This is a genomic window from Pseudomonas sp. LBUM1647, from assembly GCF_059716175.1.
The window spans coordinates 4747483-4772774 of sequence record NZ_CP166809.1; the positions used below are offsets into that span (position 1 = coordinate 4747483).

A 25292-nucleotide genomic window follows, 5' to 3' on the forward strand; every position below is an offset into this window, starting at 1 on the left:
CACCAATCCTCCACATATGATGGGCTACGAAGCTGATACCAAGCCCTGATAGAGCAATGCAAGTATCCGTGCGTCCAACAGGGCATGATGCGGCAGATCTGGGAGCTCTACATCTTGCAGCGCGTCGGTGCTCACCTTGCTGAATAGCGCGATGAGGTTGGTCGGCCGGTTAATGACATGAGCTGGCCATCGGTGGCCCACATACGCCAAATCGCAGAAAAAATTCCAGTCCCAGTCCGGGGCGTCCGTACATATTTCGAGTATTTCATCGAAGCGCGCGAGGTAGCCGCTCAAGGATGCTTGAGCTTCCACCAAGGTTTGACCGTAAACCGATGGATTGAGCTGTGGGAGTACGTGCTCGATGACAAACGCACTGCAGTCAGTGACGTCATAGGTATCCAGAAGCTCGACGTAGAACTCTTGACCTGACTCAGCCACCAGCGCCAAAGAGACGAGCCTGGCGTCTTTGTTGAGCTGAGAAAACTCGCAGTCCAGAAAGAGCTTCAACCTTGACGCTCATTCATCAGAATCGACTTTCTGTCTCACATCGAACCCATTGAACTCGCCGAGGTGAATATTTCGGCACGGCGTTAATTCTATGTACCGGCGTGCGATTAGGTAATCATGAAAATTAGACAGCAGGGAATATTCGTCCGCAGCCTCAGAGGTCTGACTTTTGTATACCTCAATCGCCTCTAAAAGGTCGAAATCTTGGAGAGCTCTGAATGGGCCGTCGCGATTGTATGACGCAAAGATGCCGTACGATAAGCTAAGCGGCTCTCCTTTTCGAATGAGTAATTCCACCTTCTACCCTCGCAAATTTCGCGGATCATCCGATAGACGCCCCTAGCGGCCAGCAGCCTTTTTGAGCGTCGTTCGTAGTGAGAGCTCGTCTAGTGAAAACTATATTCAGCTCGCCGTAGAAAGTTTCTAAAACTAGCTCTGCCGTTATCTCGCTTGAAAGAGGCGACGATGTATCGGGAATTCTGAGTGGTTAGCACCCAGTACCGCCCTTCCTTTTGCGCTTGACGGATATCGCTGGTGCGCAAAAGGTGTTCGTCTGCATAGCGCCCATGAGGGCCTTGATTAACGTGACCATAAACGACACCCACCGCTGAATTTGCGTGTATGAAAACGTCACTCAAGAAGGCGGTTATGGGCTCATTGTATGAATGCTTACGCGCTCGGATAATCCGCAAAATCTGAAAGTCGGTCAAGCGTTTGGAGTGGAGTTCGAGCTCTGTGTCATTTGGCATCGTCTCAATCTCGATTCAGTAGACTTTTTTGACTTCGACAAGGGATTCGGCACGAAACATTGGATCGTGTACGTCTGCATACACCACACCACTTTCCACTTCTAGCAGGCACACCAGAACGCCGACTTTATCGAAACCAGTCGACAAGCTGACCAGCTTTTCCATGCGCCAACCGTCCGTTTTATTCATCCATGCGGGAGTAACCACTTGGACTTGCGTGAGGACGACATCGGAACCACATTCCTTGAGAACCTGCTCAAATGCAGCTTCGTCACCTGCCATTTGAATGATGGAAGTCATCCGGTCTTCGTTTCTGATTTTTAAATCAATGTGATACCAGTGTGTAGGAAGCAACCGACTGACCTTGAACCAATGTGAATGACCTTCTCCAAACATTCCTTCGTACCCCGCCCGATCAACAATATGTGTTACGAACGTTCCTTCGTCCCCTGCTTGATCTCCAATATCTGTTCCAAACATCTCAGCCTCAGCCCCAGCCAATTCGTGAACCGATTTCACTAGAAAAAAGAAAGAACCGTCTTGAGACTTGCCGCCTTTTCGTGGCCAGGCCCCATCAGCACATAAGTGGTGTTTCTTGTTTCGAACAGAAACCCCTCTTCGAACGAAACCGCGAACATGGAGCGCACCCAATCACCGACGTCAAACCTTCTCTCGCTGTCGAAGACGACGTTCCGGGCATAAACGATGAGAGGTAGCTGGCCTTCGCCGTGAATTTTTTGTAGCTCGTCTTCGGTGACGTCCGCGCGAAAAATCGTCCAATCCTCGACCAAGCAATAGGGCTTGCGTGGATAGAGAGCTTGCACGAGCCCTGTGAGAATCTCGTATGAGCCCATCGATCCATGGCGAGGTTCGCCTGGGCCACTTAATAATTCATCGCATTCGTTTTTATCTGTGCTCACTCTCAAAATCCTCGTCAATGAATCTGATGTGTATGGCGTGCCGCCCCCTGCGACGAGCGTCATCTAACCCTCCAAGACATCAATTACGTCGCTTTCGATGGCCTCCTATACATCACAATAAAGCGTTGCCCAGCCGACTGCGGTACAATCTCGAGGCTCACGACTTTTTACTGGAAACAGCTATAGATGCTGTAGTCCAATGCGCCGTTTAAATAATGAGTTGATTGCATCTATAGATGCAATCAGATGCAATTACTTAATTTAAGCCAATTTTGTTAGCACATCACCCTCTTAGACGGCATTAATAAACCAATACAACTGCGGGCTTCAACCTCAAAAACAAGAGCAAAGCTCTTGCAACAACGCTCACTCCCAACAAAAACGTATATTATTAGCGTACATATTATTTCCACTGACCGAAAACCACTTCACAAAAGTTGTTCTACCCAGTAAAAACAATCGAAATACTAAACTACTTCCGCTCATTTTGGAACGGGAGAAAACGGATGAATAGCATAAATGGAGCTGTCCCTTAATAGAAGGTAGCGCATATTCAGCCCCTAATCGATAGCGACAAATTAACACAACCTCAGAGCCAAGTGTCAAGGGTGAGCGGCGTGATTTTTTCAATCGCCCGACGAAAGAGAGTATGCTCTTAATATACTTAAAGAGAGTATGCTATTAGCATACTCAATATGCTAGCCATCACTCGCTTAAACTAAAGAGCACCCAGCGAGCACTATCCTCGCTACTTTGTCGCGAACTCAAATTTCAAGCGCACATATATATAACCACATATAAACCACCAACTCACTTTAACGGTGTATTTATAGCGTACCCATAACTAACAGTATGCGCAGAAGTTACCGTTAAAAAATTTCCTTTTGCACCTTGATTTTCCCTGAAAAACCATATGTCATGTATTGACAAGCCACGGGTACGACACCGGGTTTCAGTGAACAGATGGTTGGCAGTGCGGGTCAAGACGACTCATGCCAGCTTGAGCAAGCGTCATGCAGAAGGAAATCGTGCAAGAGATGGGTTTTTTGACTGAGGACGACATGACGAGCGTCTTCAAAGTCACGAGGCCCACGCTGGAAAACTGGCGGCGACATTGGATTGGGCCTGTCTATGCCTACGTCGCCAATCAGTTTTTTTATCCGATCAAGGCCGCGGGTGAGCTCTTGACTAGCAGGCTGCGCAACCAGGCGGTTCAGCAATGATTGCGGAGAATTTGCGAAGGAAGATGGCGGATGAAATTAACTGCTTTACAGCCGAAGATTTGAGTGAGTTAGCTATGGTCAAGCTTGAAACGCTTGAACACTGGCGAAAGCATGGGAAAGGCCCGAAGCCGATCCGCTTTGGTAACGCATTTCTTTACTCAAAGCCATCAGTAATTGAGTTTGTTAGCGCTATGTTTGAAGGGCCTGGGGATGATTTTTACAGGCGCTGTATCAGGTAAATGAAGGGGCTAGTTGGCCCCTTTTTTACTTTTCACTTTTGGCCATTAACTCCGCCATCTGCTCCATCAACAGCGTCACCTGCCTATCTCTAAACTTGGCTTCATTTCGCATTTCGTTGAGAGTTGTATAGGCAGTGTGGACATCAGCAGCCTTAATATGAGTGTACCGCTTTAGCGTTTTCCAGTCCTTGTGGCCACTCATTAAGGCCACTTGCGGGACATTGAATCCCATCGCGAAGAAGTCTGAAATAGCCTTATGGCGAATGTCGTGAAAGCGTGTTGGTCTTTTGATCCCCACAGCGTTCCTTGTTCTCGTGTAAGATGCACTCACTGACTTGGGATTGTATTTAAAAATTTTTCCGGAACTCCGTCCACCAACAAACCTTTCGATGATTGCCCAGGCATTTGGTAATAACGGAACGGTTTCATCGTTGTATTCCTTTTCTGTTGGATGCTTCCGTTGTCGGATTATTACGCTCCTTGCTTCGAAGTTCAGGTCTTCTATTTCGAGCCCGCAGATTTCAGCCTGCCTCATAGATGTGTAGAGTGCAAACTCGATGACGGTTGGCATATCAATTTTCTGCCGCGTCATACCGGCGTACGCCCCGATAATGGCATTCAACTCCGCTTTGGTTGGGACGCACTCAACTTCTTTACTTTTAATTTTCAGTTTGTGGTCTTTCTGGATCGATTTTCGAGCTGTGTCCGCTAGTTCTGGATCGATATTTAGATGCCTGTTTTCGGAGCAATGGCGCAGTACGCTGGACAGCATCGACAAATCGCCAGCGATGGTTACTCCCTGAACCCCCTGGCGCTTGCGATCTTCGATGAACTCGGTTAGATGATGTTTCGACAGCTTCTCGATCCGAATCTTTCCAAACCGCTCCTTGAGCGATTTGTAGATGAAAAGGGCGCTTCGTTGTAACACCCGTCCGTTTTGTATGTATTCCAGATAGTCATCGATATAATGAGCCACCGTCGTACCGTCCTGCGCCTCCATTTTTCCGGTCGCACGGATTTCTTCTAGCTGTCGCTCCTTTTCATCTGCAAATTTCTTTGCGAGCTTCTTGGATGTGAAAGTCTCGCTGATCGCCTTGTGCCCCTTGGCCCTGATCAGGACGCGCCAGTTGCCGCTCGGTAGCAATTGAATTGAGGCCATCCGTGTTCACCATATGTTCATTTACCAGTACCCGGAGCATACCCTTTTTGTACTCGGCGTGTACACCAAGTGTACTTTATCGTCGATTTTTGGCTGATTTTGAACACTATTACCAACCAAAAATCCACACAAACCCTTTTAGAATCAACAATTTATGAACAGACGATTTTCTGTAGCACCCATGATGGATTGGACCGATCGCCACTGCCGTTTTTTCCTGCGCCTGCTCTCCAAGCACGCGCTCCTCTACACCGAAATGGTCACCACCGGCGCGCTCCTCAACGGCGATCACGACCGCTTCCTGCGTCACAACGAAGCCGAGCACCCGCTCGCTCTGCAACTCGGCGGCAGTGTGCCGCTGGACCTGGCGATGTGCGCGCGCATGGCGCAGGAGCACGGTTACGACGAGGTGAATCTGAATGTCGGCTGCCCGAGTGATCGGGTGCAGAACAATATGATCGGTGCGTGCCTGATGGGGCATCCGCAGTTGGTGGCTGATTGTGTGAAAGCGATGCGGGATGCGGTGTCGATTCCGGTGACGGTGAAGCACCGGATCGGGATCAACGGGCGGGACAGTTACGAGGAGTTATGTGATTTCGTCGGCACGGTTCGGGATGCCGGGTGCACGAGTTTTACGGTGCATGCGCGGATTGCGATTCTGGAGGGGTTGTCGCCGAAGGAGAACCGCGACATTCCGCCCCTGCGCTATGACGTGGCGGCGCGGTTGAAAACGGATTTTCCGGAGCTGGAGATTATTCTCAACGGCGGGATCAAGACGCTGGAGGCCTGTCATGAGCATTTGCAGACGTTCGACGGTGTGATGCTGGGTCGTGAGGCTTATCACAATCCTTATGTGATGGCCGAGGTGGATCAGCAGCTGTTCGGCAGCACGGCGCCGGTGATCAGTCGGGCCGAGGCGCTGGCGCAGCTGCGGCCTTATATAGCCGCGCACATCGATGCGGGCGGCTCGATGCACCACATCACTCGGCATGTGCTGGGGCTGGGCACCGGGTTTCCGGGGGCGCGCAAGTTTCGGCAGTTGTTGTCGGTGGATATTCACAAGGCTAAAGAGCCTTTGGTGTTGCTGGATCAGGCGGCGGAGTTGCTTGAGGGGCGTTAACGGTCGCTGGGGTTGAACCTGTGGCCTGATTTGGCATCGTATTTACCGATACCGCGCCCCGCCTTTCAAACAGCCGTTTTCCGGTTGTTGCCGCTGGGGCCCTCGATACGTACACGCACCCTTGAGTGGCTGTCAGCGCTCGGGTAATGTCATTAGACCCATAGGACAGAGCACGCCCATGACTTCCAAGCTGGAACAACTCAAACAAATGACCACCGTTGTTGCCGACACCGGCGACTTCGAAGCTATCGCTCGCGTTAAACCCGTGGACGCTACCACCAACCCTTCCCTGCTGCTCAAAGCGGCGGCCATTCCCGGTTATGCCGAGTTGCTGAACGCGTGCGTCAGTGACTGCAAGGGCGATGTCGGCCTGGCCAGTGACCGTTTTGGCGTTGCGGTAGGGCAAGAAATTCTGAAAGTGATCCCAGGCCGTATTTCCACCGAAGTGGATGCGCGCCTGTCGTTCGACACTGACGCCGTATTGAAGCGGGCGCACCGTCTGATCGACCTGTACGACAAGGCCGGCATTGGCCGTGACCGTGTGCTGATCAAGATCGCTTCCACCTGGGAAGGCATCCGCGCTGCCGAAATTCTGGAAAAAGAAGGCATTCAGACCAATCTGACGTTGCTGTTCTCGTTCGCTCAAGCTGCGGCTTGTGCTGACGCAGGCGTATTCCTGATTTCGCCGTTCGTAGGTCGCATCTACGACTGGTACAAGAAGGCCAACGGCAACGACTACACCGGCGCGGATGATCCGGGCGTGCAGTCGGTGACGCGCATCTACAACTACTACAAGGCCAATGACTACAAGACTGTGGTCATGGGCGCGAGCTTCCGTAACCTGAATCAGATCGAGCAACTGGCCGGTTGCGACCGCCTGACCATCAGCCCGGATCTGATTGATAAGCTGGCGGCGGATACTGGCAAGCTGGAGCGCAAATTGGCCCCGGGTCATGCCGGTGAAGCTCGTTTGAACTTGAATGAAGCGCAGTTCCGCTGGTTGTCCAACGAGGATGCGATGGCGACCGAGAAACTGGCTGAAGGTATTCGTCAGTTCGCTCGCGACCAGGAAAAGCTTGAGGCGTTGCTGCAAGCCAAACTCTGATCCAGTAAGAGCAAACGCAAAAAGGGCGAACCCTCACAGGTTCGCCCTTTTTTGTGCGCGGTCGCTTATGGAATCAGTGACGCTCGAGCGCATTCACCAAATCATGGAACGCTTCACGATTGGAGTCGTTCAGGCCCATGAGGATCTTGTGCGCTTCGAGCACTTTGATCCGCACCACTTCTTCGGACTGATCCTGGTCTGGCAGGTCGGTCAGGCACTCAGGGCACGGGATCGGGCGGTCAACGATGTTGAACACTTGCTCGAAGCCCATGGACTGCAGCAGACGGGTGATGTCTTCGTGGGTGGTGACGACGGTCGGCAGCAAGCCGACTTTTTGCCGCGACAGGATCGACAGCTTGGCCAAAAGGCCAAGGGTGGTGCTGTCGATGCTGCGGGTTTCGGTCAGGTCGATCACGATTGCGTTGAAGTTCAACGCCGTGAAGATCCGCTCAATAGTCGCATCCAACGCCGAACACAGGGTCAGGCGAACTTCACCGACGAACTTCAGGACGAAGGTGCCATCCTGCTCGGCGAACTGGATTCTACCGGTACTCATTAAAGATTCCTGCTCAACACCAACAGGGCGATATCATCCGGCATCTCCCCTAGCGTGGCCAATCCAAAAACCTGCCGCAGACCATCCAGGCTGCCGCCCGCTGCCTTGACCCGTTGGGGCAAAGCCGCTTCTTTTTCTTTGAGTGTAGGCTCTGGCAAAAGGTCCAGAATGCCATCGGACATCAGCGTCAGGCTGAACGTCGGCGGCAGCTCCAGTACGTGGTCTTCGTAGGTGGCTTCATTGAAGAGGCCCACCGGCAGACCACGCCCTTCCAGATAACGAACACTGTCTGGCGTGTACAACACAGGCAACGGCAAATGACCGCCGATGCTATAGGTCAACAAACCTGTCTCCTCGTCGATGACTCCACCGACCATTGTGACGTGTTTACCCAGCTTACAACTGATCAGGCCTCGGTTGATATGACCAAGGACCTCTGAAGGCTTGAATTCCGGCAATGTACCGCTGCGCTTGGACTCGAACAGCAAGCGCGTGGTCATGAACTTCAGCAGCACGGTAACGAAGGCTGAAGAGGCGCCATGACCGGAAACGTCCGCCAGGTAGAAGGCTACCCGACGCTCGTCGACCCGAAAGTAGTCGACGAAATCACCCGACAGGTACAGCGACGGGATGATCTGGTGAGCAAACTGGAACTCGTCGATGGTCCAGGGGCTGACCGGCAGCATGTTCATCTGCACCTGGCGACCAGCGTTCTGGTCTTCCTGGAGCAGGTTCAGGCTGGCGGCGAGCTCGCGGTTGGCCTTTTCCAGCTTCTCGCGGTAGCGCTGGTTTTCCAGCAGCAGGCGCGCACGATCCAGGGCCCGGCGCACAGAGTGCTCGAGCACAGCCAGATCTTCGAGAGGCTTGATCAGGTAGTCCGCTGCGCCCAGGCGCAGGGCCTCGACCGCGTCGTTCATCACGCCGGCGCCCGAAACCACAATCACCGGGGTTTGTGGTGACAGCTCGGTGACCTGGCGAATGAGTTCGAGTCCGCCCATCTGCGGCATGCGCAGATCGCAGATGACCAAGTCGGGCTTGTCTTGCTCGAATACCTGAAGACCCTGCTGGCCATTGCTGGCCTGCAAGACGCTGAAACCACTGTCTTCCAAATAGGCGGCGAGGCTCGCGCGCACTACTTCGTCATCATCGATTATCAGCAGCGTGGCACTGGTTTTTGGCATGTGGGCAAACGGCGCCAGAATTAGGTTGGCGTAGCAGGCAGGGGCTTTGTCCCGGCTCTCACTACTGGATTCGCTTTCTAGCCTCTCTACTGCACTGTTTTCGAGCATTTGCCCTACACACAGGTACACCAGAAGTGCCCTTCTAAGGCGCAGACGGTACTCCCATCCGCGGGGCGTTTCAAGCTCACGCCGATGGTCGCTTGACGTCTTTCGATTTCAAATCACCGGGAGTTATAAGAACAGGCAAAACCGTAACGTAATGGAAGGTCCAAACCCATCAGTCAAACCAGCCCGGAAAGCCGAACGAAAGAAGGCGGCCCACTGGCCGCCTTCTTCGTTTTACCGGTCGAGATCAAAAATCGTCTTCGACCTGGCCGTCTTTGACTTTGAATTCGCGGTTCTGCAAGTACGCATTACGGATGAAGATGTACTTGTCGCCGCTGATCAGCTTCTCGCTCGACAGCAGACTGGCGCGGGTGTCGACGATGTTCAGGCCGAAGATCGAGTTACGCACAGGCACGTCGTGGATGTACGGGTACGGGCCGGTGTAGCCGTCGACATACTTGGACGGCGCGTCACGCAAGGTGCTTGGGCCCAGAAGCGGCAGCATCACGTACGGGCCGCTGCCTACGCCCCAATAGCCGAGGGTTTGGCCGAAGTCTTCGTCATTGCGTTGCAGGCCCATTTTGGTGCCGACGTCGATAAAGCCCAGCAGGCCGAACGTGGTGTTGAAGATCAAGCGCGCGGTGTCGACGCCAGCGGCGGCCGGTTTGGCCTGCAAGATATCGTTGGCAAGGTTGGTGACATCACCGACGTTGCGGAACATGTTGTGGATGCCGTCTTCAAGGAACTGCGGCGTCACGAACTGATAGCCCTGGGCCAAAGGCTTCAGCGCATAGGTGTCGAGCACATCGTTGAACTTGTAGATCGGGCGGTTGATGCTTTCCCAAGGGTCGTCTTCCGAGGCTGCCTGGGCAACGAACGGAACCAGCAATACGCTAGCAAACACACAAAGCTGAGCTAGATGATTGCTCCAGCGCATAGAAAAACTCCTTGGATTGTACTGGCGCGGGCGCTTGGCCCAAGCGTTAAGCGGGCTAGTATAAGACGGAAAAGCCGCTTTAGGCAGCACCGCGCAAGGCAGCCCGTGGATCATTCGTGATGATTGTGAGCGATTCACATCAGTGTCACTCAACTGTCACCGTCGCCCCCTAGCCTTGAGGCTATTTCAGGGACGCTGACATGCCGCACGCCGAAACCTTGCCCCACATTGCACCCAGCCTGACCGCCGTACTGTTCGGCCTCAGTGGTTGCCTGGTGGATTTCGGCGCCCGCACGCGCACGCAGGGCAGCCACTCTGCCGCGCACACCGAGGCCACGCCTGGTGCATTGGATAGCTTGCGCAGCTTGCAACATCAGCAGATTCCCTGCGCCTGGCTCGATGAACTCCCCCCTGCCCTCAGCCATTCCCTGGCCGCTGCATTGCCTTCATGGATCAAATCCTCGCAACACCTCGAAACAAACAATCCGTGGCCGGCACCGCACGCATGCTGGGAAGCCTTGATGACGTTGAATGTTGAACGACTGGAGGGTTGCGTGCTGGTCAGCGGCGAACCGCGATTGCTGCAAGCGGGGCTCAATGCCGGATTGTGGACGATTGGGCTGGCGTCCTGCGGCTCACTCTGCGGCCTGGCGCCCAACGAATGGCAGGCGCTGACTCAGCAGGAACGGGAATTCAAACGCGGCAAGGCAACGGTGCAACTGTTCGGTCTGGGTGTGCATTCGGTGATCGATCACCTCGGTGAACTCGACACCTGCCTGGCCGACATCAGCCTGCGCCGGCTCAAGGGCGAAAAGCCCTGATCGAGATCATGCAGGTTGCGCGCGAGTGGATTAATCTAAAGGTCAAGCCATAGACCTTTGGCGTGCTGCTGCGGTCTATGCCAGTGCCTATCGATAAAAGGAAGAACGCCATGCCTGCCCGCGAACTGCAACAACAGCTCAATACTCTGCGCGAGCAACTGGAACAGAATCCACCGCTGACCGAAGCCGAGCGCGAAGACCTGCACGCGCTGATGCAACAGATCGAACTGGAACTGGAGCTCGAAACCAAAACCCAGGACTCCAGCCTCGCCGACAATGTGAACCTGGCCGTCGAACGCTTCGAAATCGAACACCCAACCCTTGCTGGCACCTTGCGCAACATCGTGCAAGCCCTGGCCAATATGGGGATCTGATCCCGCCAGATACAAAAAAGCCCCGCTGGTGATAGCGGGGCTTTTTCATATCCGGGATTTGCAATGCAATCCCCTGTGGGAGCGAGCTTGCTCGCGATGAGGCCAACACATTCAACATTGATGTTGACTGACACTCAGTCATCGCGAGCAAGCTCGCTCCCACATTGGTTCTTTATTGGCGGACCAGCCGGTGGTTTGGCAGTTGAACGGTTTCAGTGCTGCGATACGGGTTGATGTCCAAGCCACCGCGCCGCACATACCGCGCATACACCGTCAATTTCTCCGGTTTCAACAACCGTTGCAGGTCGAGAAAAATCCGCTCCACGCACTGCTCATGAAAGTCCGAGTGCTGACGGAAGCTCACGATGTATTCCAGCAAACTCGCGTGATCCAGCGCCGCGCCACGGTATTCCACCGCCACGCTACCCCAGTCAGGCTGACTGGTGACCGGGCAGTTGGATTTGAGCAAATGACTGTGCACGCTCTCCTCCACGATGCGCGATTGATCGCAACGCAGCAGTTCCGGACGCGGATGCTCATAGTTGCTGACGCTGATATCCAGATCATCAATGCACACGCCCGGCAACGCCACAACGCCTTCAGCTTCGACGTCCTTCAGGCTGCGAATCCGCACACCGACCGGTTTACCGGCAGCGGCCGACAGGTCTTTCGCCAATGTCGCTTCAAGGCTCGCGGTGTCGGCAAACGGTGTCTGGTTCAGGGAGTTGAGGTACAGCTTGAACGACTTCGATTCGATGATATTCGGCGAATCCGCCGGGATAGTGAACTCGCCAATCGCCACCACTGGCTTGCCGGACGGCAACAGCCACGACAGCTCGAAGCAGTTCCAGAAATCCACGCCCTTGTATGGCAGGGTTTCAGCCGTCAGGCCCAGCTCGGCCCATTTCGCGGTGCGCGGGATCGGGAACAGCAAAGACGGCGTGTAGGTGGCGATGTATTCGCTGGATTTGCCCAGCGGCGAGTGTTCGGCTGCGGGATGCATGGCGGAAACCTGACTGAAGAATCAGCGGATTCTACCAGCCTTTGCTCCCGCCTTTGAGTGCTTACTGACTGACAGTCAACTTGCCGACCATGCCGGCCTGGTAATGACCGGGGATGTTGCAGGCAAATTCCAGGTTGGTGGCCTTGGTGAAGGTCCAGGTCAGCTCGGCGGTTTTGCCTGGTTCGACGAGCACACTGTTGGGGTCGTCGTGTTTCATTCCATGCCCCATACCGGCCATGGCGCCGTGGTCCATTTCCTTCATGCCTGTAGGCGTGAGCATGCCGCTCTGCTGCATCTTCATCATTTCCTGCTGATGTATGGCGTGCATTGCCGCGTCACCGAGGTTGAATTCGTGCAACAACTGCCCTTTATTCACCAACACAAAACGAACCGTCTCACCGGCTTTGATATCAATCGCCTTCGGTGTGAACGACATGTCGCCCATGACGACTTCAACGCTGCGAGTCGCCTTGGCCGCCGGGGCCGGCTGGCCGAAGTCGTAGGTATGCGCCGGGGCAGCCCACGCCGGCGAGCTCAGCGCCAGCAAACACGCGACGCGCACCAGTGATTTGCGCAAAAACATAGTCGTACTCCAACAAGATAAGGTTCAGCCTGTGGAAAACTCTAAACTGCTGCGACTGCCCGCAACCTGACAGCCAGATTACAACTTTGTCAGGTTGACCTGTATTAACGCTGCCCACGGTATAAAGCGTTCGTTCCATTTGCCTCGAGTCGCCCATGAAACTGCTGATCGTCGAAGACCAACCGAAAACTGGCCACTACTTGCGCCAAGGCCTGACCGAGGCCGGTTTCAATACTGAACTGGTGGCGGATGGCAGCACCGGCCAGCAACTGGCGCTGACCGGCGATTACGCGTTGTTGATTCTCGATGTGATGCTGCCCGGTCGCGATGGCTGGCAGATTCTGCAAGCGGTGCGCGGTGCCGGCCTCGACACGCCGGTACTGTTTCTGACAGCACGCGACGCGGTGGAGGACAGGGTCCACGGCCTCGAACTGGGTGCCGACGACTACCTGGTAAAGCCTTTCGCCTTCTCCGAACTCCTGGCCCGGGTCCGGAGCCTGTTGCGCCGTGGTAACGCCACACCTCAGGAAACCAGCCTGCAACTGGCGGACTTGTGCCTGGACCTGATCCGCCGCCGGGTCGAACGCAGCGGTCAGCGCATCGACCTGACGGCCAAGGAATTCGCCCTGCTGGAAATGCTCCTGCGCAGGCAAGGCGAAGTCCTGCCCAAGTCGTTGATCGCTTCCCAGGTCTGGGACATGAACTTCGACAGTGACACCAACGTCATCGAAGTGGCGATCCGTCGTTTGCGCCTGAAGATCGACGATGAATTCCCCAACAAGTTAATTCACACCGTGCGTGGCATGGGTTACGTCCTTGAAGAGCGCCCCGCCTGATGCGTCGACTTTCGTTAAGCAGCCGCCTGGCGCTGCTGTTTGCGGCGTGCACCGCCGTGGTGTCGCTGTTTGCCGGGGTGTTGTTCAGCCGGGCCAGTGAAGCGCATTTCGTTGAACTCGATCAACAGTTACTGGACGGCAAGTTGATTGGTCTGCGCCGGGCACTTCATGACATTCAGTCGAGTGAAAGCGAAGTCAAACTGGCCGATGAATTGAGCCGACAGGCTGATCTGTCGCTACGAATCACAGGCAGCGACGGCAAGCGCTGGTATGACAGTTCAACGCGCCTGCCCCAGCAATTACCTACCCAGGCGGGTTTGTCCACGGTGAGCAGCGAAGGTACCGACTACCGCGTCCTCAACGCTCCGTTGTACCTCGACAAACCTGACTCACCGCAGTTGACCTTGCTGCTGGACATCACTCATCACCAGCACTTTCTGCAACGCATGCAGCACCTGATCTGGCTGACAGTCGGTTTGTCGGCATTGGCCACCGCCCTGCTCGGAGCCTGGGCCGCGCGCAGTGGGTTGCGGCCGTTACGGCGCATAAGTGCGGTTGCCAGCGGCGTTTCAGCGCAATCGCTCAATGCACGTCTGCCCGAAGAAAACATGCCGCCAGAACTCGCGGAAATGGCCCACAACTTCAATGCCATGCTCGGACGCCTCGACGACTCTTTTCAGCGGCTCTCGGCCTTCTCCGCCGATATCGCCCATGAATTGCGCACGCCGTTGTCGAACCTGTTGACCCACACCCAGGTCACCCTCACCCGCCCACGCCCCATTGAGGATTACCGAGAAGCACTGCACAGCAATCTCGAAGAACTGCAATGGATGGCGCAACTGGTCAACGACATGTTGTACCTGGCCAAGGCTGACCACGGGTTATTGATGCCCAAGCGCGAACCGCTGGAGCTGGCAGAAGAAGCGGATTTATTGCTGGAGTTTTTTGCGCCGTTGGCGGAGGACGCTCAGGTCAGGTTGAGTCGTGAAGGCAGTGCGCGCATGGAAGGTGATCGCAGCATGTTGCGGCGGGCGCTCTCCAATTTGCTGGACAATGCGTTGCGGTTTACGCCGGTCGAAGGCGAGGTTCGGGTGCGGATTGTTGATCAGCCCAAGGGGTTGAGCCTGATGGTCGAGAACAGCGGCGACGGAATTGACGGGGCGTTGCTGCCGCGTTTATTTGATCGCTTCTACCGGGCTGATCCGGCGCGGCAGGAAGGCAGTAGTGAACATGCGGGATTGGGGTTGGCGATCACTCAGTCAATCATCCGCGCCCATGGCGGGCAGATTCGTTGCGAATCGGATAACGGGTGGACGCGGTTTGTGATTGAGCTGCCCAAGGGAGATTGAGGCCAGCAGGTCTGGCCTCATCGCGAGCAAGCTCGCTCCCACATTGGATCTGAGTTGACTCGGTCAAATGTGGGAACGAGCTTGCTCGTGATAGCGGTGTAACGGCTTACGAATACCGCAACGCGGTAGCCGGCTCGATCTTCGCCGCACGCCATGCCGGGTAAACGGTGGCGAGGAAGCTCAGAATGAACCCGGCGGAGCAGATCAACACCACATCCGCACCCTGCAGTTCGGACGGTAGGTTACTGACGAAGTACACGTCTGAACTGAAGATGTGCTGCCCGCTGACCCGCTCCATCCAGCCCACCAGTTCACTGACGTTCAGCGCCGCAATCACGCCAAGCACACCACCAATCAAAGTACCGACAACTCCGATCACGGTGCCCTGCACCATGAAGATCGCCATGATCTGCCGCGGCGTAGCGCCGATGGTGCGCAGGATCGCGATGTCCGCACCCTTGTCGTTCACCACCATGATCAGGGTTGCGATGATGTTGAACGCCGCCACGGCGACGATCATCAGCAACAGCAGGCCAATCATGGTTTTTTCCATCTTCATCGCACTGAACAGACTGCCCTGTGTGTGAGTCCAGTCATCAGCCTTGTAAGCGGTGCCCAGCCCGCCAGCAATATCGCTGGAAACCTTCGGCGCAGCGTACAAATCCTTTACCGCCAGGCGCACGCTCTGTACCTGATTCGGCGCCCAGTGCTGCATCTGCGCGGCATCGGCCACGTGGATCAGCGCCATCGAACCGTCCAGCTCGGCGCCAACCTTGAACACGCCGACCACGTTCAACCGCTGCATGCGCGGGGTGATGCCGCCCGGTGCAGTGCTGACTTCCGGCACGATCAGGGTGATCTTGTCGCCGACGTTCAAGCGGAAGCGACGTGCCGTGATCTCGCCGATCACCACGCCGAACTCACCCGGCTTCAAGGCATCGAGACGCCCCTGAACAATGTGCTGGGCGACGATAGACACCTTGCCTTCCAGCGCCGGATCAACGCCGCTGACCTGGATCGGCTGCATCGTCCCCTTGTAGGACAGCATGCCTTCCATCTCGGTGAACGGCACGGCAGCCGTCACTTCAGGATTCTTCATGGCCGCAGCAGCGACGGGCTGCCAATCGTCGATCGGATTGACGCCGACGATAGTCGCGTGAGGCACCATGCCGAGGATGCGCGAGCTCATTTCACGCTGGAAACCGTTCATGACCGACAGCACCACGATCATCGCCAGCACGCCCAGGGCGAGACCGATCATCGAGGTCATCGAGATGAAGGAAACGAAGCGATTGCGGCGCTTGGCGCGGGTATAGCGCGCGCCGATAAAGATCGATAACGGTCTGAACATTCGCTGGGCACCGTATAAAAATAAAAGACCCGACGTACTGTTCAGTACGCCGGGTTTCGGCCAATCAGATGGGCGTCAGGTAACCTTCCTGCAAATGCAGGACGCGATCCATCTGGCGAGCCAGGTTCATGTCGTGAGTCACCACCAGGAACGCCGTGCGCATCGAGGTGCTGAGTTCCAGCATCAAATCCTGAATGCCCTGGGCGGTGTGGGAATCGAGGTTGCCGGTCGGCTCGTCGAGCATCACCAGGCCTGGTTTGTTCACCAGGGCGCGGGCGATGGCCACACGCTGACGTTCACCACCGGACAGTTCCGACGGTTTGTGTTCCAGACGATGGCCCAGCCCTACCCGCTCCAGCAACGCCGTCGCACGCTGACGTGCTTCCGGAATCGCAGTTTTACCGATCAGCAACGGCATGCAGACGTTTTCCAGCGCGGTGAACTCAGGCAGCAAGTGGTGGAACTGGTAAACGAAACCCAGCGACCGATTGCGCAGCAAACCGCGAGCCTTTTCGTTCAGCGCCGACAGCTCTTCACCGGCCAGCCAGACACTGCCCTTGGTCGGTGTATCGAGGCCGCCCAGCAGGTTGAGCAAGGTACTTTTGCCCGAGCCCGACGTACCGACAATCGCCACGCGTTCGCCCGGATGCAGCTCGAGTTGCAGACCGGCCAGAACCTCTACCGACTCCGGGCCTTCCTCGTAGGATTTGCCCAGGTTGCGGCAGCTCAAGATTGCTTTATCACTCATGCCCAACTCACTCATAACGTAGCGCCTCCGCAGGCTGGGTGCGCGCGGCACGCCAGGCTGGATACAGGGTGGCGAGGAAACTCAGGACCAACGCGGCGGCGCAGACCATCAACACATCCTGGCTCTGCACTTGCGACGGCAGGTAATCGATGAAGTACACGTCGGCGTTCAGGAACTTGTGCCCGATCAGACCTTCGAGGGCCGAGATCGCGGCGCTGACATTCAGCGCGGCGAAGATCCCGACCACGGCGCCGATCAGCGTCCCGACCACACCAATGACTGTGCCCTGCACCATGAAGATCGCCATGATCGAACCCGGCGTGGCGCCAAGGGTGCGCAGAATCGCGATGTCGCCCTTCTTGTCGTTCACCACCATCACCAGCGTGGAAATGATATTGAACGCGGCAACAGCGACGATCAGCAGCAACAGCAAACCGATCATGGCTTTTTCCATGCGGATCGCCTGATACAGATTGCCGTGGGTGCGCGTCCAGTCGCGGGCATAGAAATGGTCTTCGCCGAGCTGCTGGGCGATGGTCCACGCGACGCGTGGCGCCTGGAACAGATCGTCGAATTTCAGGCGAATGCCTTGGACCTGATCCGGTTTCCAGCGATGCAATTTGGCCAGATCCTGCAGATTGGTGATGCCCAGGTAGCCGTCCAGTTCACCGGCGCCGACATGGAAGATGCCGACCACGGTAAAGCGTTTCATGCGCGGGAACATCCCGGCCGGGGTCACGGTGACTTCCGGTGCCACAAACGTCAGCTTGTCGCCGATCGCCGCCCCCAACTTGGCCGCGGCCTTGTCACCGATGACGATGCCGAAACTGCCCGGCGCCAGGTCATCGAGTTTGCCCTGCTGCATGAAGTTATCAATGATCGAGACCTGCCGTTCCAGCGCAGGGTCGATGGCATTGAGCAGGACTTTGGAGACCTTGCCGTTGTTGGTCAGCAAACCCTGCATCTGGGTAAACGGCGCAACGGCCGTCACCTGCGGGTTCTGCTTGACCTTGGCGGCCAGGCTTTGCCAGTCGCTGATCGGTTCACCGGACTCGATGGTCGCGTGGGGCACCATGCCCAGCACGCGGGTGCGCATCTCATGATCGAAGCCGTTCATGACCGACAACACCACGATCATCACGACCACGCCAAGGGCGAGTCCGATCATCGAGGTCAGGGAAATGAATGACACAAAATGATTGCGGCGCTTTGCACGGGTATAACGCGTGCCAATAAATACGAAGAGAGGTCTGAACATGTCGGGGCTTGTTCGGAGGGAAAAGGAACGTCCTTGTGGCGGGGGTCGATAACCAGCTTTACACTCAGACCACCGCCGCTACCATGGGTTCGCCATGTCGACATTAGATGAAGAAGATCGCCGCGAATACTACCGTATCGAGGACACGATCGCACTGGAAATTCGGCCCCTGTCCGCTCCCGAAGCCGCAGGCCAGGATGTGTTGCAGGATGCTTCCCCACTGTTCAACTTGCTCAGCGAGCTGCACCTGAGCGAATTCGAGTCACAGCACCTGTTGCGCCAGATCAGTGAGCGCGACCGGAACCTCGCCGCGTTCCTGAAATCCCAGAATAAACGCATCGATTTGCTCAGCCAGGTGATCGCAATCACCGTGCTCGGGCAGATCGGCGAGCCGCAGCCGGTGATCATTTCCGAAGGCGGGATCGACTTTCAGCATCCGACGCCCATTGCCGAGGGCGCACACCTGTCGGTCAAACTGGTGCTGATGCCGCAAGCCCTCGGCCTGTTGCTGCGAGCCCGGGTTACCCATTGCGATCGCAAAGGCGACGGCTACGACGTCGGCACCGAGTTCGAATACCCGACCGATGCCCAGCGCCAATTGCTGGCCCGCTACATTTTGCAGAAGCAGGCCCAGGAACGACGTCTGGCCCGCGAACAAAACGAATCAGGCATTTAATTTAAGGAAGAACCGTGACTCTCATCTACGGCCATCGCGGCGCCAAGGGCGAAGCACCGGAAAATACGCTGACCAGTTTTCAGCAATGCCTCAAGCACGGCGTGCGCCGCTGCGAACTGGACCTGCACCTGTCCATGGACGGCGAGTTGATGGTCATCCACGACCCGACGCTCAAGCGCACCACCGACCGTCGCGGCAAAGTCGTCGAGCACACGGCGGCCGAGTTGGTGACCTACGACGCGCGCACTGGCGGCCCGGGCTGGATCAAACCGTGCCCGATTCCAACACTGGAAGAACTGTTCGAGAAATGCGATTTCGAGCACTGGCAACTGGAAGTCAAAAGCGCATCACGCACCCGCGCCGCGACTACCGTGCTGGCGATTCGCGAAATGGCTCAGCGTTTCGACCTGCTCGACAAGGTCACGATCACCTCGAGTTCGCGGGAAGTATTGAAAGCCGCGCTGGACTTCGTGCCGGATGTGTCTCGCGGACTGGTGGCCGAGTACGCCTGGCTCGATCCGTTGAAGGTCGCGCAAAGCTATGGCTGTGAGATTCTGGCGCTGAACTGGACCCTGTGTACGCCGGAACGCCTGCAGAAGGCGCAGCGTCAGGGGCTGCATGTGTCGGTATGGACAGTCAACGAGCCCGCGCTAATGCGCAGACTCGCCGACTTCGGCGTTGACAGCCTGATTACAGACTTTCCCGGTTTGGCCAGCGCCACGCTCGAGAATTGCTGAAATCGGTCTCCCCGGCCGGCTCAGGCCACCGGCCGGAGCCACTCAAAAAAGCCGGTTGAGGCCATCGTACGCCGCTACCCGATAGGCTTCGGCCATGGTCGGGTAGTTGAACGTCGTGTTGACAAAGTACTTCAGCGTGTTCAGTTCGCCCGGCTGGTTCATGATCGCCTGACCGATGTGAACGATCTCCGACGCCTGATAACCGAAGCAGTGAACGCCCAGCACTTCCAGGGTTTCGCGGTGGAACAGAATCTTCAGCATGCCCTGAGGCTCGCCGGCGATCTGTGCACGCGCCATGCTCTTGAAGAACGCCTTGCCCACTTCGTACGGCACCTTGGCCTGAGTCAGCTCCTGCTCGTTCTTGCCGATCGAGCTGATCTCCGGAATGGTGTAGATGCCGGTTGGCACGTCGTTGACGAAGCGCCAGCTCTGGTTGTCAACGATGCTGCCAGCGGCCGAACGACCCTGGTCGTGAGCAGCACTGGCCAGGCTCGGCCAACCAATCACGTCACCGGCGCCGTAGATGTTCGGCTTGCATGTACGGTAGGCCTCGTCGACTTCGATCTGGCCACGGCTGTTGACCTTCACGCCGATGTTTTCCAGACCCAACTGATCGGTGTTGCCGGTACGGCCGTTGCACCAGAGCAAGGCGTCGGCCTTGATCTTCTTGCCGGACTTGAGGTGCAGGATCACGCCGTTGTCCACGCCTTCGACGCGGTCGTAGTCTTCGTTGTGGCGAACCGTGATGTTGTTGTTGCTGAAGTGATAGCTCAGGGCCTGGGAAATTTCCGAGTCGAGGAAGCTCAGCAACTGACCGCGGTTGTCCACCAGTTCAACCAATACACCCAGACCGCTGAAGATCGAGGCGTACTCACAACCGATCACGCCAGCGCCGTAAACGATGAGTTTGCGCGGGGTGTGGCCGAGGCTGAGGATGGTGTCGCTATCGTAGATACGCGGGTGATGGAAATCGATGTCCGCCGGACGATACGGGCGCGAGCCGGTGGCGATGATGATGTGCTTGGCCACCAGTTTTTCGACCACGCCGTTGGCGCAGACCACTTCGATGGTTTGCTCGTCGGCGAAGCTGCCGGTGCCGAAGAACACGTCGACGCGGTTACGGGCGTAGTAGCCGGTGCGCGATGCCACTTGTTTGGAGATGACTTTTTCGGCGCTTTTCAACACGTCCGGGAACGAGAACCAGCGTGGCTCACCAATGGCCCGAAACATCGGGTTGGTGTTGAACTGCATGATCTGCCGGACCGAGTGACGCAGTGCCTTGGACGGGATGGTGCCCAGGTGGGTGCAGTTGCCGCCGACCTGGCGACGGCTATCGACCATCGCCACCTTGCGCCCTGCTTTGGCGGCGTTCATTGCCGCGCCTTCTCCCGCCGGGCCGGAACCCAGCACCACCACGTCGTAGTTGTAGACAGCCATGCATACTCCTCAGAACAGGCCGCGGCGCCCTCGGCACCTGCGGCTAAATCACGCCGATCTGCGGCGTGAAGGAACAATTTGGGGCCAGTGCAGAACCCGGACACAGTCTATATAAGCGTCAACGCCGCGCACATTAACCCTTGGTCGCGTCGTAGGCTAGTTTTGCCTGCACTACAACGCCAGTCTTTGCTGCTTGAATCGCCGTGATCACTCGGTTTTTCCGCCACTCAGGCGTTCAAAAGCCTGCGTGGTTCGTGTGACGAATCCTGTATCGGCACGAATTACAAAGAATGCACCGATGTCATGCGCTTCGGCATAGTCCCAACCCCTTTCGGGACCCAGAATCAGCAACAGCGTCGATAAGCCATCGGCCATCAACGCTGAAGGATGTATCACCGTGACTGACGCCAGGGTGTGTAAGACCGGCGCCCCGGTGCGGGCATCGAAGGTGTGGGAATAACGCCGACCGTCCTGCTCGAAATAGTTGCGGTAGTCGCCGGAAGTGGAAACGCCGTAGCCGTCGACGGCAATGATGCGCTCGGCCACTTGCTGGTCATCACGGGGTTCTTCCAGGGCCACGCGCCACGGTGAGCCGTCGAGTTTCTTGCCGGCGGCCTTGAGTTCACCGGTGGCTTCGGCGAGGTAGTTGCGGATGCCCATTGCTTCGAGTTTTGCGGCAATCGTGTCGACCGCATAACCGGCGGCGATGCTGTTGAAGTCGACCTCGACTGCGGCGTCCTTGCACAGCTGATCGCCGTCAATACGCAGGTGCGCGTGACCGACGCGCTGCCTTACTTCGGCGAGCGCTTCGGCAGTCGGGACTTTTTCCTCACGGCCCTGCGGGCCAAAGCCCCAGAGATTGAGCAGCGGTTCCACGGTCAGGTCGTAGGAACCTTCGCTTTGCGAAGACAGTTGCTCGCCCACACGGATCAATTCGAGCACCGGGCCAGGCATGACCTGACAGCGGCCGGCCGGCAGTGCGTTGAAGCGTTCGATGTCCGAGTCGCTGCGATAGGTCGAGAATTGTCGATCCACCTCGGCGAGGATATTTTCTACTTCGGCCTGCACCGCTTTCGGCCCGGGCGTGGAGGAATGTCTTACGTATTGAATGGAATAACGACTGCCCATGGTCGGGCCGTCGAAGCGTTCCAGGCTGTCGCCGTTGCCACAACCGGACAAAACGCCGGCCAGCACCACAAGTCCACTCCACCGTCCAGTTAACAAATCTTCATCTCCCCTCAAAACCGCGCCCGCCATTATGGGCCTCAGAGCGCATGGGAGCGAGGTCTGCCAGTGCCCGTCAGTAAGACGCAAAACCTGTGGGAGCGAGACCGGCTTGCCGGCGATAGCGGTGTGCCAGCCAACATCAATGCTGATTGACCCCACGCCATCGCCGGCAAGCCGGTCTCGCTCCCACAGGTGCAGCGTTTCAAACAAGACTTACCAGCGTGAGTACCTACAAATGTCTTCCAATACGAGCAAAGGCAAAGCGATTTTTCGCGTTGTCAGCGGTAACTTTCTCGAGATGTTCGACTTTATGGTCTACGGCTTTTACGCCACGGCCATTGCCAAAACCTTCTTCCCTGCCGACAGCGCTTTCGCTTCCCTGATGTTATCGCTGGCCACCTTCGGTGCCGGCTTCCTGATGCGCCCATTGGGGGCGATTTTCCTCGGTGCCTATATCGACCGGCACGGTCGACGCAAAGGGCTGATCATCACCCTCGCGATGATGGCCGCCGGCACGGTCCTGATTGCCTGCGTGCCGGGTTACGCCACGCTGGGCGTTGCGGCGCCGCTGATCGTACTGTTCGGTCGCCTGCTGCAAGGCTTTTCGGCCGGCGTGGAACTGGGCGGTGTGTCGGTCTACCTCGCCGAGATTTCCACCCCGGGTCGCAAAGGTTTCTTTGTCAGTTGGCAGTCCGCCAGTCAGCAAGCGGCGGTCGTGTTCGCCGGCCTGCTCGGCGTGGGTTTGAACCACTGGCTCAGCCCGGAACAAATGGGCGACTGGGGCTGGCGCGTGCCGTTCCTGATCGGCTGCATGATCGTGCCGGTGATCTTCGTGATTCGTCGCTCGCTGGAAGAAACCCCGGAATTCCAGGCGCGTAAACACCGCCCTACCCTGCGGGACGTCGTCCGCTCGATCAGCCAGAACTTTGGCATCGTCATCGCCGGTATGGCGTTGGTGGTGATGACCACCGTGTCGTTCTACCTGATCACCGCTTACACCCCGACCTTCGGCAAAGCCGAACTGCATTTGTCGGACCTGGACGCGCTGCTGGTGACGGTGTGCATTGGTCTGTCGAACTTCTTTTGGCTACCGGTGATGGGGGCGTTTTCCGACAGGATCGGACGCAAACCCTTGCTGCTGGCGGCGACGATTCTGGCGATCCTCACTGCCTACCCGTCTCTTTCATGGCTGGTGGCAAACCCGAGCTTCAGCCACTTGCTGATCGTGGAGTTGTGGCTGTCGTTTCTGTATGGCTCGTATAACGGCGCCATGGTGGTCGCCCTGACCGAGATCATGCCGGTAGAAGTTCGTACGACTGGATTCTCTTTGGCCTACAGCCTGGCAACCGCGACCTTCGGCGGGTTTACGCCGGCGGCGTGTACGTACCTGATTCATGTGCTGGATAACAAGGCTGCACCAGGGATTTGGCTTAGCGGTGCGGCGGTGCTGGGGTTGATTGCGACGTTGGTGTTGTTCCGGGGCAACCGGCATGAACTGCGGACGGCGCAAGCGGCGGTGGTCGGCGGCGCCTGATAAATCGCCTTCGCGAGCAAGCCCGCTCCCACATGTTTCCGTGCCTGGCGACCGGCGCAGATCTAATGTGGGAGCGGGCTTGCTCGCGAAGAGGCCCGCCAGAACACTACAACTTAACGATCCGCCACCTTCAACGACCGACTCCACCCCCCACCCAATGCCTTATACAACGTCACCTGATTAATCTCCCGCGCCAGTTCCAGCTGCGCCCATTTCTGCTGCGCATCGAACAGCGAACGCTGTGCATCCATGGTGGAAAAATAGCTGTCCAGCCCGGACTCGAAGCGCAATCGGGATTGCCGATACGCCTCCTGATAATCCCCTACCAGCTTTTTCTGAAACTCAACCTGCGTGAGCATTTCCTGGCGAGCATTCAAGGCATCGGCCGCCTCGCGAAAAGCGTTCTGCACCGTGGCTTCATAGGCCGCTACTTGACCGTCGAACCGAGCATGACTGGCATCCACCTGAGCCCGCCGCGCTCCCCCATCGATCAACGGCAATGATCCCGCCAGCGCCACCGACCAGAACTCCGCCGGCCCACTGAGCAACCGGGAAAAATCTCCCGTCAGGCTGCCCAGCGCCGAGGTCAGGGAAAAGGTCGGGAAGTACGCACTGCGAGCGGCGCCGATGTCCGCATTGGCGGCACGCAATTGGGCTTCGGCGGACATGATATCGGGCCGGCGTTCAACCAATGACGAGGGTAGACCGGCTGGCACGTCCAGCGTCGCCAACTGTTCCCCCAGCGCGCCGGTTGGCAGCAACCCCTGCGGCACCGGTTGCCCCACCAGCACCCGCAGCGCATTCAGGTTCTGCGCCACTTGCATGCGATAGGTGTTGACCTGCACTGCCGCGGTATTGGTCTGCGCATCCGCTTGGTGGACGTCGATCCGCGCACTGGAGCCAAGGTTGAAACTCTTGCGTAACAACTGCCCATAGCGGTCCTGGGATTGATAGGTGGTCTGGGCGAGGTTGAGTAAATGCTGGTTGGCCTTGAGGCTCAACCAGGTATTGGCAACTTCGCCGATCAGCGCCAGCCGCGCCGTCTGATAATCCGCCTCTGACGCCTCGTAACGCGCACCGGCGGCGTTTCGCTGACTGCGGATGCGCCCGAAAAAATCCAGTTCGTAGGACGTGAAACCGCCCGTTGCCTGAAAGGTGTTCGCGATGCTGCCGGACGTATCACCACCGCCCGGTGTGCGCACCAGGGGTGGCAGTTTGCTGCGCCCGGCGTACGTGTCGATGCCGATCGTAGGAAAAAGTCCCGACCGCGCGCTGTCATAACCGGCCCTCGCCTCTTCGACACTGGCCGCGAACTGCCGCAGGCTGCGGTTATTGCTCAAGGCCAGTTCGATCAACTGGCGCAGTCGGTCATCGACCACGAAGCCACGCCAATCCTTGTCGAACGCCTGTTTGCCGCTGCAACACTCACCGGCGGTGTTGGCCGGCCATTGCTGATCGATCGGCGCGTCGGGTTTCTCGTACGTGGGCTCCAGCGAACAACCGCCGAGCAACACCAAAGACATGAAACATGAAGTGGGTAAGCAACTGTTCATCGCG

At 57.1% G+C, this 25292-nt stretch carries 26 protein-coding genes; 11 read left to right on the forward strand and 15 right to left on the reverse strand.

What is annotated here, in order from left to right; genetic code table 11:
* Positions 1–24 precede the first annotated feature (24 nt).
* The 3 genes from ACA059_RS21845 to ACA059_RS21855 form a co-directional block, all read right to left on the reverse strand.
* On the reverse strand, positions 25–507 hold the full coding sequence (locus tag ACA059_RS21845; RefSeq protein WP_497630964.1) for a 3'-5' exonuclease family protein: 483 nt from the start codon (positions 505–507) through the stop codon (positions 25–27).
* 764 nt (positions 508–1271) lie between these two features.
* The gene (locus ACA059_RS21850) at positions 1272–1736 is read right to left on the reverse strand and encodes a hypothetical protein (RefSeq protein ID WP_497630965.1); all 465 of its coding nucleotides are present in this window, start codon (positions 1734–1736) and stop codon (positions 1272–1274) included.
* Positions 1737–1774: 38 nt separating this feature from the next.
* Positions 1775–2239 carry a DUF6957 family protein gene (locus ACA059_RS21855; protein ID WP_497630966.1) on the reverse strand — a complete coding sequence of 155 codons (465 nt, stop codon included), beginning with the start codon at positions 2237–2239 and terminating at the stop codon, positions 1775–1777.
* 950 nt (positions 2240–3189) lie between these two features.
* Between ACA059_RS21855 and ACA059_RS21860 the strand changes: the two genes are divergently transcribed.
* Together ACA059_RS21860 and ACA059_RS21865 are read left to right on the forward strand one after the other, a co-directional pair.
* On the forward strand, positions 3190–3399 hold the full coding sequence (locus ACA059_RS21860; RefSeq protein WP_497630967.1) for a hypothetical protein: 210 nt from the start codon (positions 3190–3192) through the stop codon (positions 3397–3399).
* A complete protein-coding gene (locus ACA059_RS21865) occupies positions 3396–3638 on the forward strand; it encodes a hypothetical protein (RefSeq protein ID WP_497630968.1) in 243 nt (80 codons plus the stop codon). The genes ACA059_RS21860 and ACA059_RS21865 overlap by 4 nt, the downstream gene beginning before the upstream one ends.
* A 25-nt stretch (positions 3639–3663) precedes the next feature.
* On the opposite strand, the gene ACA059_RS21870 is transcribed toward ACA059_RS21865, so the two are convergent.
* Entirely contained in the window at positions 3664–4797 is a 1134-nt protein-coding gene (locus ACA059_RS21870; protein WP_497630969.1) for a tyrosine-type recombinase/integrase, read from the reverse strand.
* Between the two features lie 154 nt (positions 4798–4951).
* Here ACA059_RS21870 and dusA point away from each other — a divergent pair, with 154 nt between their 5' ends.
* Both dusA and tal read left to right on the forward strand, forming a co-directional pair.
* Positions 4952–5917, forward strand: coding sequence for a tRNA dihydrouridine(20/20a) synthase DusA (gene dusA / locus ACA059_RS21875; protein WP_497630970.1), 966 nt, complete (start codon positions 4952–4954; stop codon positions 5915–5917).
* Positions 5918–6095: 178 nt separating this feature from the next.
* Entirely contained in the window at positions 6096–7022 is a 927-nt protein-coding gene (tal, locus tag ACA059_RS21880; protein ID WP_129442948.1) for a transaldolase, read from the forward strand.
* Between the two features lie 73 nt (positions 7023–7095).
* Here tal and rssC read toward each other — a convergent pair whose 3' ends face one another.
* From rssC to ACA059_RS21895, 3 genes are all read right to left on the reverse strand, one after another.
* On the reverse strand, positions 7096–7578 hold the full coding sequence (gene rssC / locus ACA059_RS21885; RefSeq protein WP_007935262.1) for an anti-sigma factor antagonist RssC: 483 nt from the start codon (positions 7576–7578) through the stop codon (positions 7096–7098).
* Positions 7578–8759, reverse strand: coding sequence for a two-component system response regulator RssB (rssB, locus tag ACA059_RS21890; protein ID WP_010456296.1), 1182 nt, complete (start codon positions 8757–8759; stop codon positions 7578–7580). Before rssB ends, rssC begins: the two co-directional genes overlap by 1 nt.
* A 352-nt stretch (positions 8760–9111) precedes the next feature.
* Entirely contained in the window at positions 9112–9801 is a 690-nt protein-coding gene (locus ACA059_RS21895) for an MlaA family lipoprotein (RefSeq protein ID WP_497630971.1), read from the reverse strand.
* A 200-nt stretch (positions 9802–10001) separates the two neighbouring features.
* On the opposite strand from ACA059_RS21895, the gene pcrP reads away from it, so the two are divergent.
* Positions 10002–10622: an HAD superfamily inactivated hydrolase PcrP gene (pcrP, locus tag ACA059_RS21900; protein WP_497630972.1), complete on the forward strand. Its 621-nt coding sequence runs from the start codon at positions 10002–10004 to the stop codon at positions 10620–10622.
* A gap of 110 nt (positions 10623–10732) precedes the next feature.
* Positions 10733–10996: a DUF4404 family protein gene (locus ACA059_RS21905; protein WP_008151367.1), complete on the forward strand. Its 264-nt coding sequence runs from the start codon at positions 10733–10735 to the stop codon at positions 10994–10996.
* 172 nt (positions 10997–11168) lie between these two features.
* Here ACA059_RS21905 and queF read toward each other — a convergent pair whose 3' ends face one another.
* Positions 11169–11999, reverse strand: coding sequence for an NADPH-dependent 7-cyano-7-deazaguanine reductase QueF (gene queF, locus ACA059_RS21910; protein ID WP_497630973.1), 831 nt, complete (start codon positions 11997–11999; stop codon positions 11169–11171).
* A gap of 61 nt (positions 12000–12060) precedes the next feature.
* A complete protein-coding gene (gene copI / locus ACA059_RS21915; RefSeq protein WP_497630974.1) occupies positions 12061–12582 on the reverse strand; it encodes a copper-resistant cuproprotein CopI in 522 nt (173 codons plus the stop codon).
* A 155-nt stretch (positions 12583–12737) separates the two neighbouring features.
* Here copI and ACA059_RS21920 point away from each other — a divergent pair, with 155 nt between their 5' ends.
* Positions 12738–13418, forward strand: a complete 681-nt coding sequence (locus ACA059_RS21920; RefSeq protein WP_497630975.1) for a heavy metal response regulator transcription factor — start codon at positions 12738–12740, stop codon at positions 13416–13418.
* Positions 13418–14767, forward strand: a complete 1350-nt coding sequence (locus ACA059_RS21925) for a heavy metal sensor histidine kinase (protein WP_497630976.1) — start codon at positions 13418–13420, stop codon at positions 14765–14767. Before ACA059_RS21920 ends, ACA059_RS21925 begins: the two co-directional genes overlap by 1 nt.
* A 106-nt stretch (positions 14768–14873) precedes the next feature.
* On the opposite strand, the gene ACA059_RS21930 is transcribed toward ACA059_RS21925, so the two are convergent.
* From ACA059_RS21930 to ACA059_RS21940, 3 genes are all read right to left on the reverse strand, one after another.
* A complete protein-coding gene (locus tag ACA059_RS21930; protein WP_497630978.1) occupies positions 14874–16118 on the reverse strand; it encodes a lipoprotein-releasing ABC transporter permease subunit in 1245 nt (414 codons plus the stop codon).
* 64 nt (positions 16119–16182) lie between these two features.
* Entirely contained in the window at positions 16183–16866 is a 684-nt protein-coding gene (gene lolD / locus ACA059_RS21935) for a lipoprotein-releasing ABC transporter ATP-binding protein LolD (protein ID WP_170206211.1), read from the reverse strand.
* 7 nt (positions 16867–16873) lie between these two features.
* Complete coding sequence (locus ACA059_RS21940; protein WP_008151382.1) at positions 16874–18124, reverse strand: lipoprotein-releasing ABC transporter permease subunit; 1251 nt, start codon at positions 18122–18124, stop codon at positions 16874–16876.
* Positions 18125–18218: 94 nt separating this feature from the next.
* Between ACA059_RS21940 and ACA059_RS21945 the strand changes: the two genes are divergently transcribed.
* Together ACA059_RS21945 and ACA059_RS21950 are read left to right on the forward strand one after the other, a co-directional pair.
* On the forward strand, positions 18219–18800 hold the full coding sequence (locus tag ACA059_RS21945) for a PilZ domain-containing protein (RefSeq protein ID WP_497630979.1): 582 nt from the start codon (positions 18219–18221) through the stop codon (positions 18798–18800).
* 14 nt (positions 18801–18814) lie between these two features.
* On the forward strand, positions 18815–19537 hold the full coding sequence (locus tag ACA059_RS21950; RefSeq protein WP_497630980.1) for a glycerophosphodiester phosphodiesterase: 723 nt from the start codon (positions 18815–18817) through the stop codon (positions 19535–19537).
* Positions 19538–19579: 42 nt separating this feature from the next.
* Here the strand turns inward: ACA059_RS21950 and sthA are convergent, their stop codons facing one another.
* Together sthA and ACA059_RS21960 are read right to left on the reverse strand one after the other, a co-directional pair.
* Positions 19580–20974, reverse strand: coding sequence for a Si-specific NAD(P)(+) transhydrogenase (sthA, locus tag ACA059_RS21955; protein ID WP_497630981.1), 1395 nt, complete (start codon positions 20972–20974; stop codon positions 19580–19582).
* A gap of 207 nt (positions 20975–21181) precedes the next feature.
* On the reverse strand, positions 21182–22231 hold the full coding sequence (locus tag ACA059_RS21960; RefSeq protein WP_497630982.1) for an FAD:protein FMN transferase: 1050 nt from the start codon (positions 22229–22231) through the stop codon (positions 21182–21184).
* A gap of 205 nt (positions 22232–22436) precedes the next feature.
* On the opposite strand from ACA059_RS21960, the gene ACA059_RS21965 reads away from it, so the two are divergent.
* The gene (locus ACA059_RS21965) at positions 22437–23735 is read left to right on the forward strand and encodes an MFS transporter (RefSeq protein WP_497630983.1); all 1299 of its coding nucleotides are present in this window, start codon (positions 22437–22439) and stop codon (positions 23733–23735) included.
* A 113-nt stretch (positions 23736–23848) separates the two neighbouring features.
* On the opposite strand, the gene ACA059_RS21970 is transcribed toward ACA059_RS21965, so the two are convergent.
* Positions 23849–25288 carry an efflux transporter outer membrane subunit gene (locus ACA059_RS21970; RefSeq protein WP_497630984.1) on the reverse strand — a complete coding sequence of 480 codons (1440 nt, stop codon included), beginning with the start codon at positions 25286–25288 and terminating at the stop codon, positions 23849–23851.
* Positions 25289–25292 lie beyond the last annotated feature (4 nt).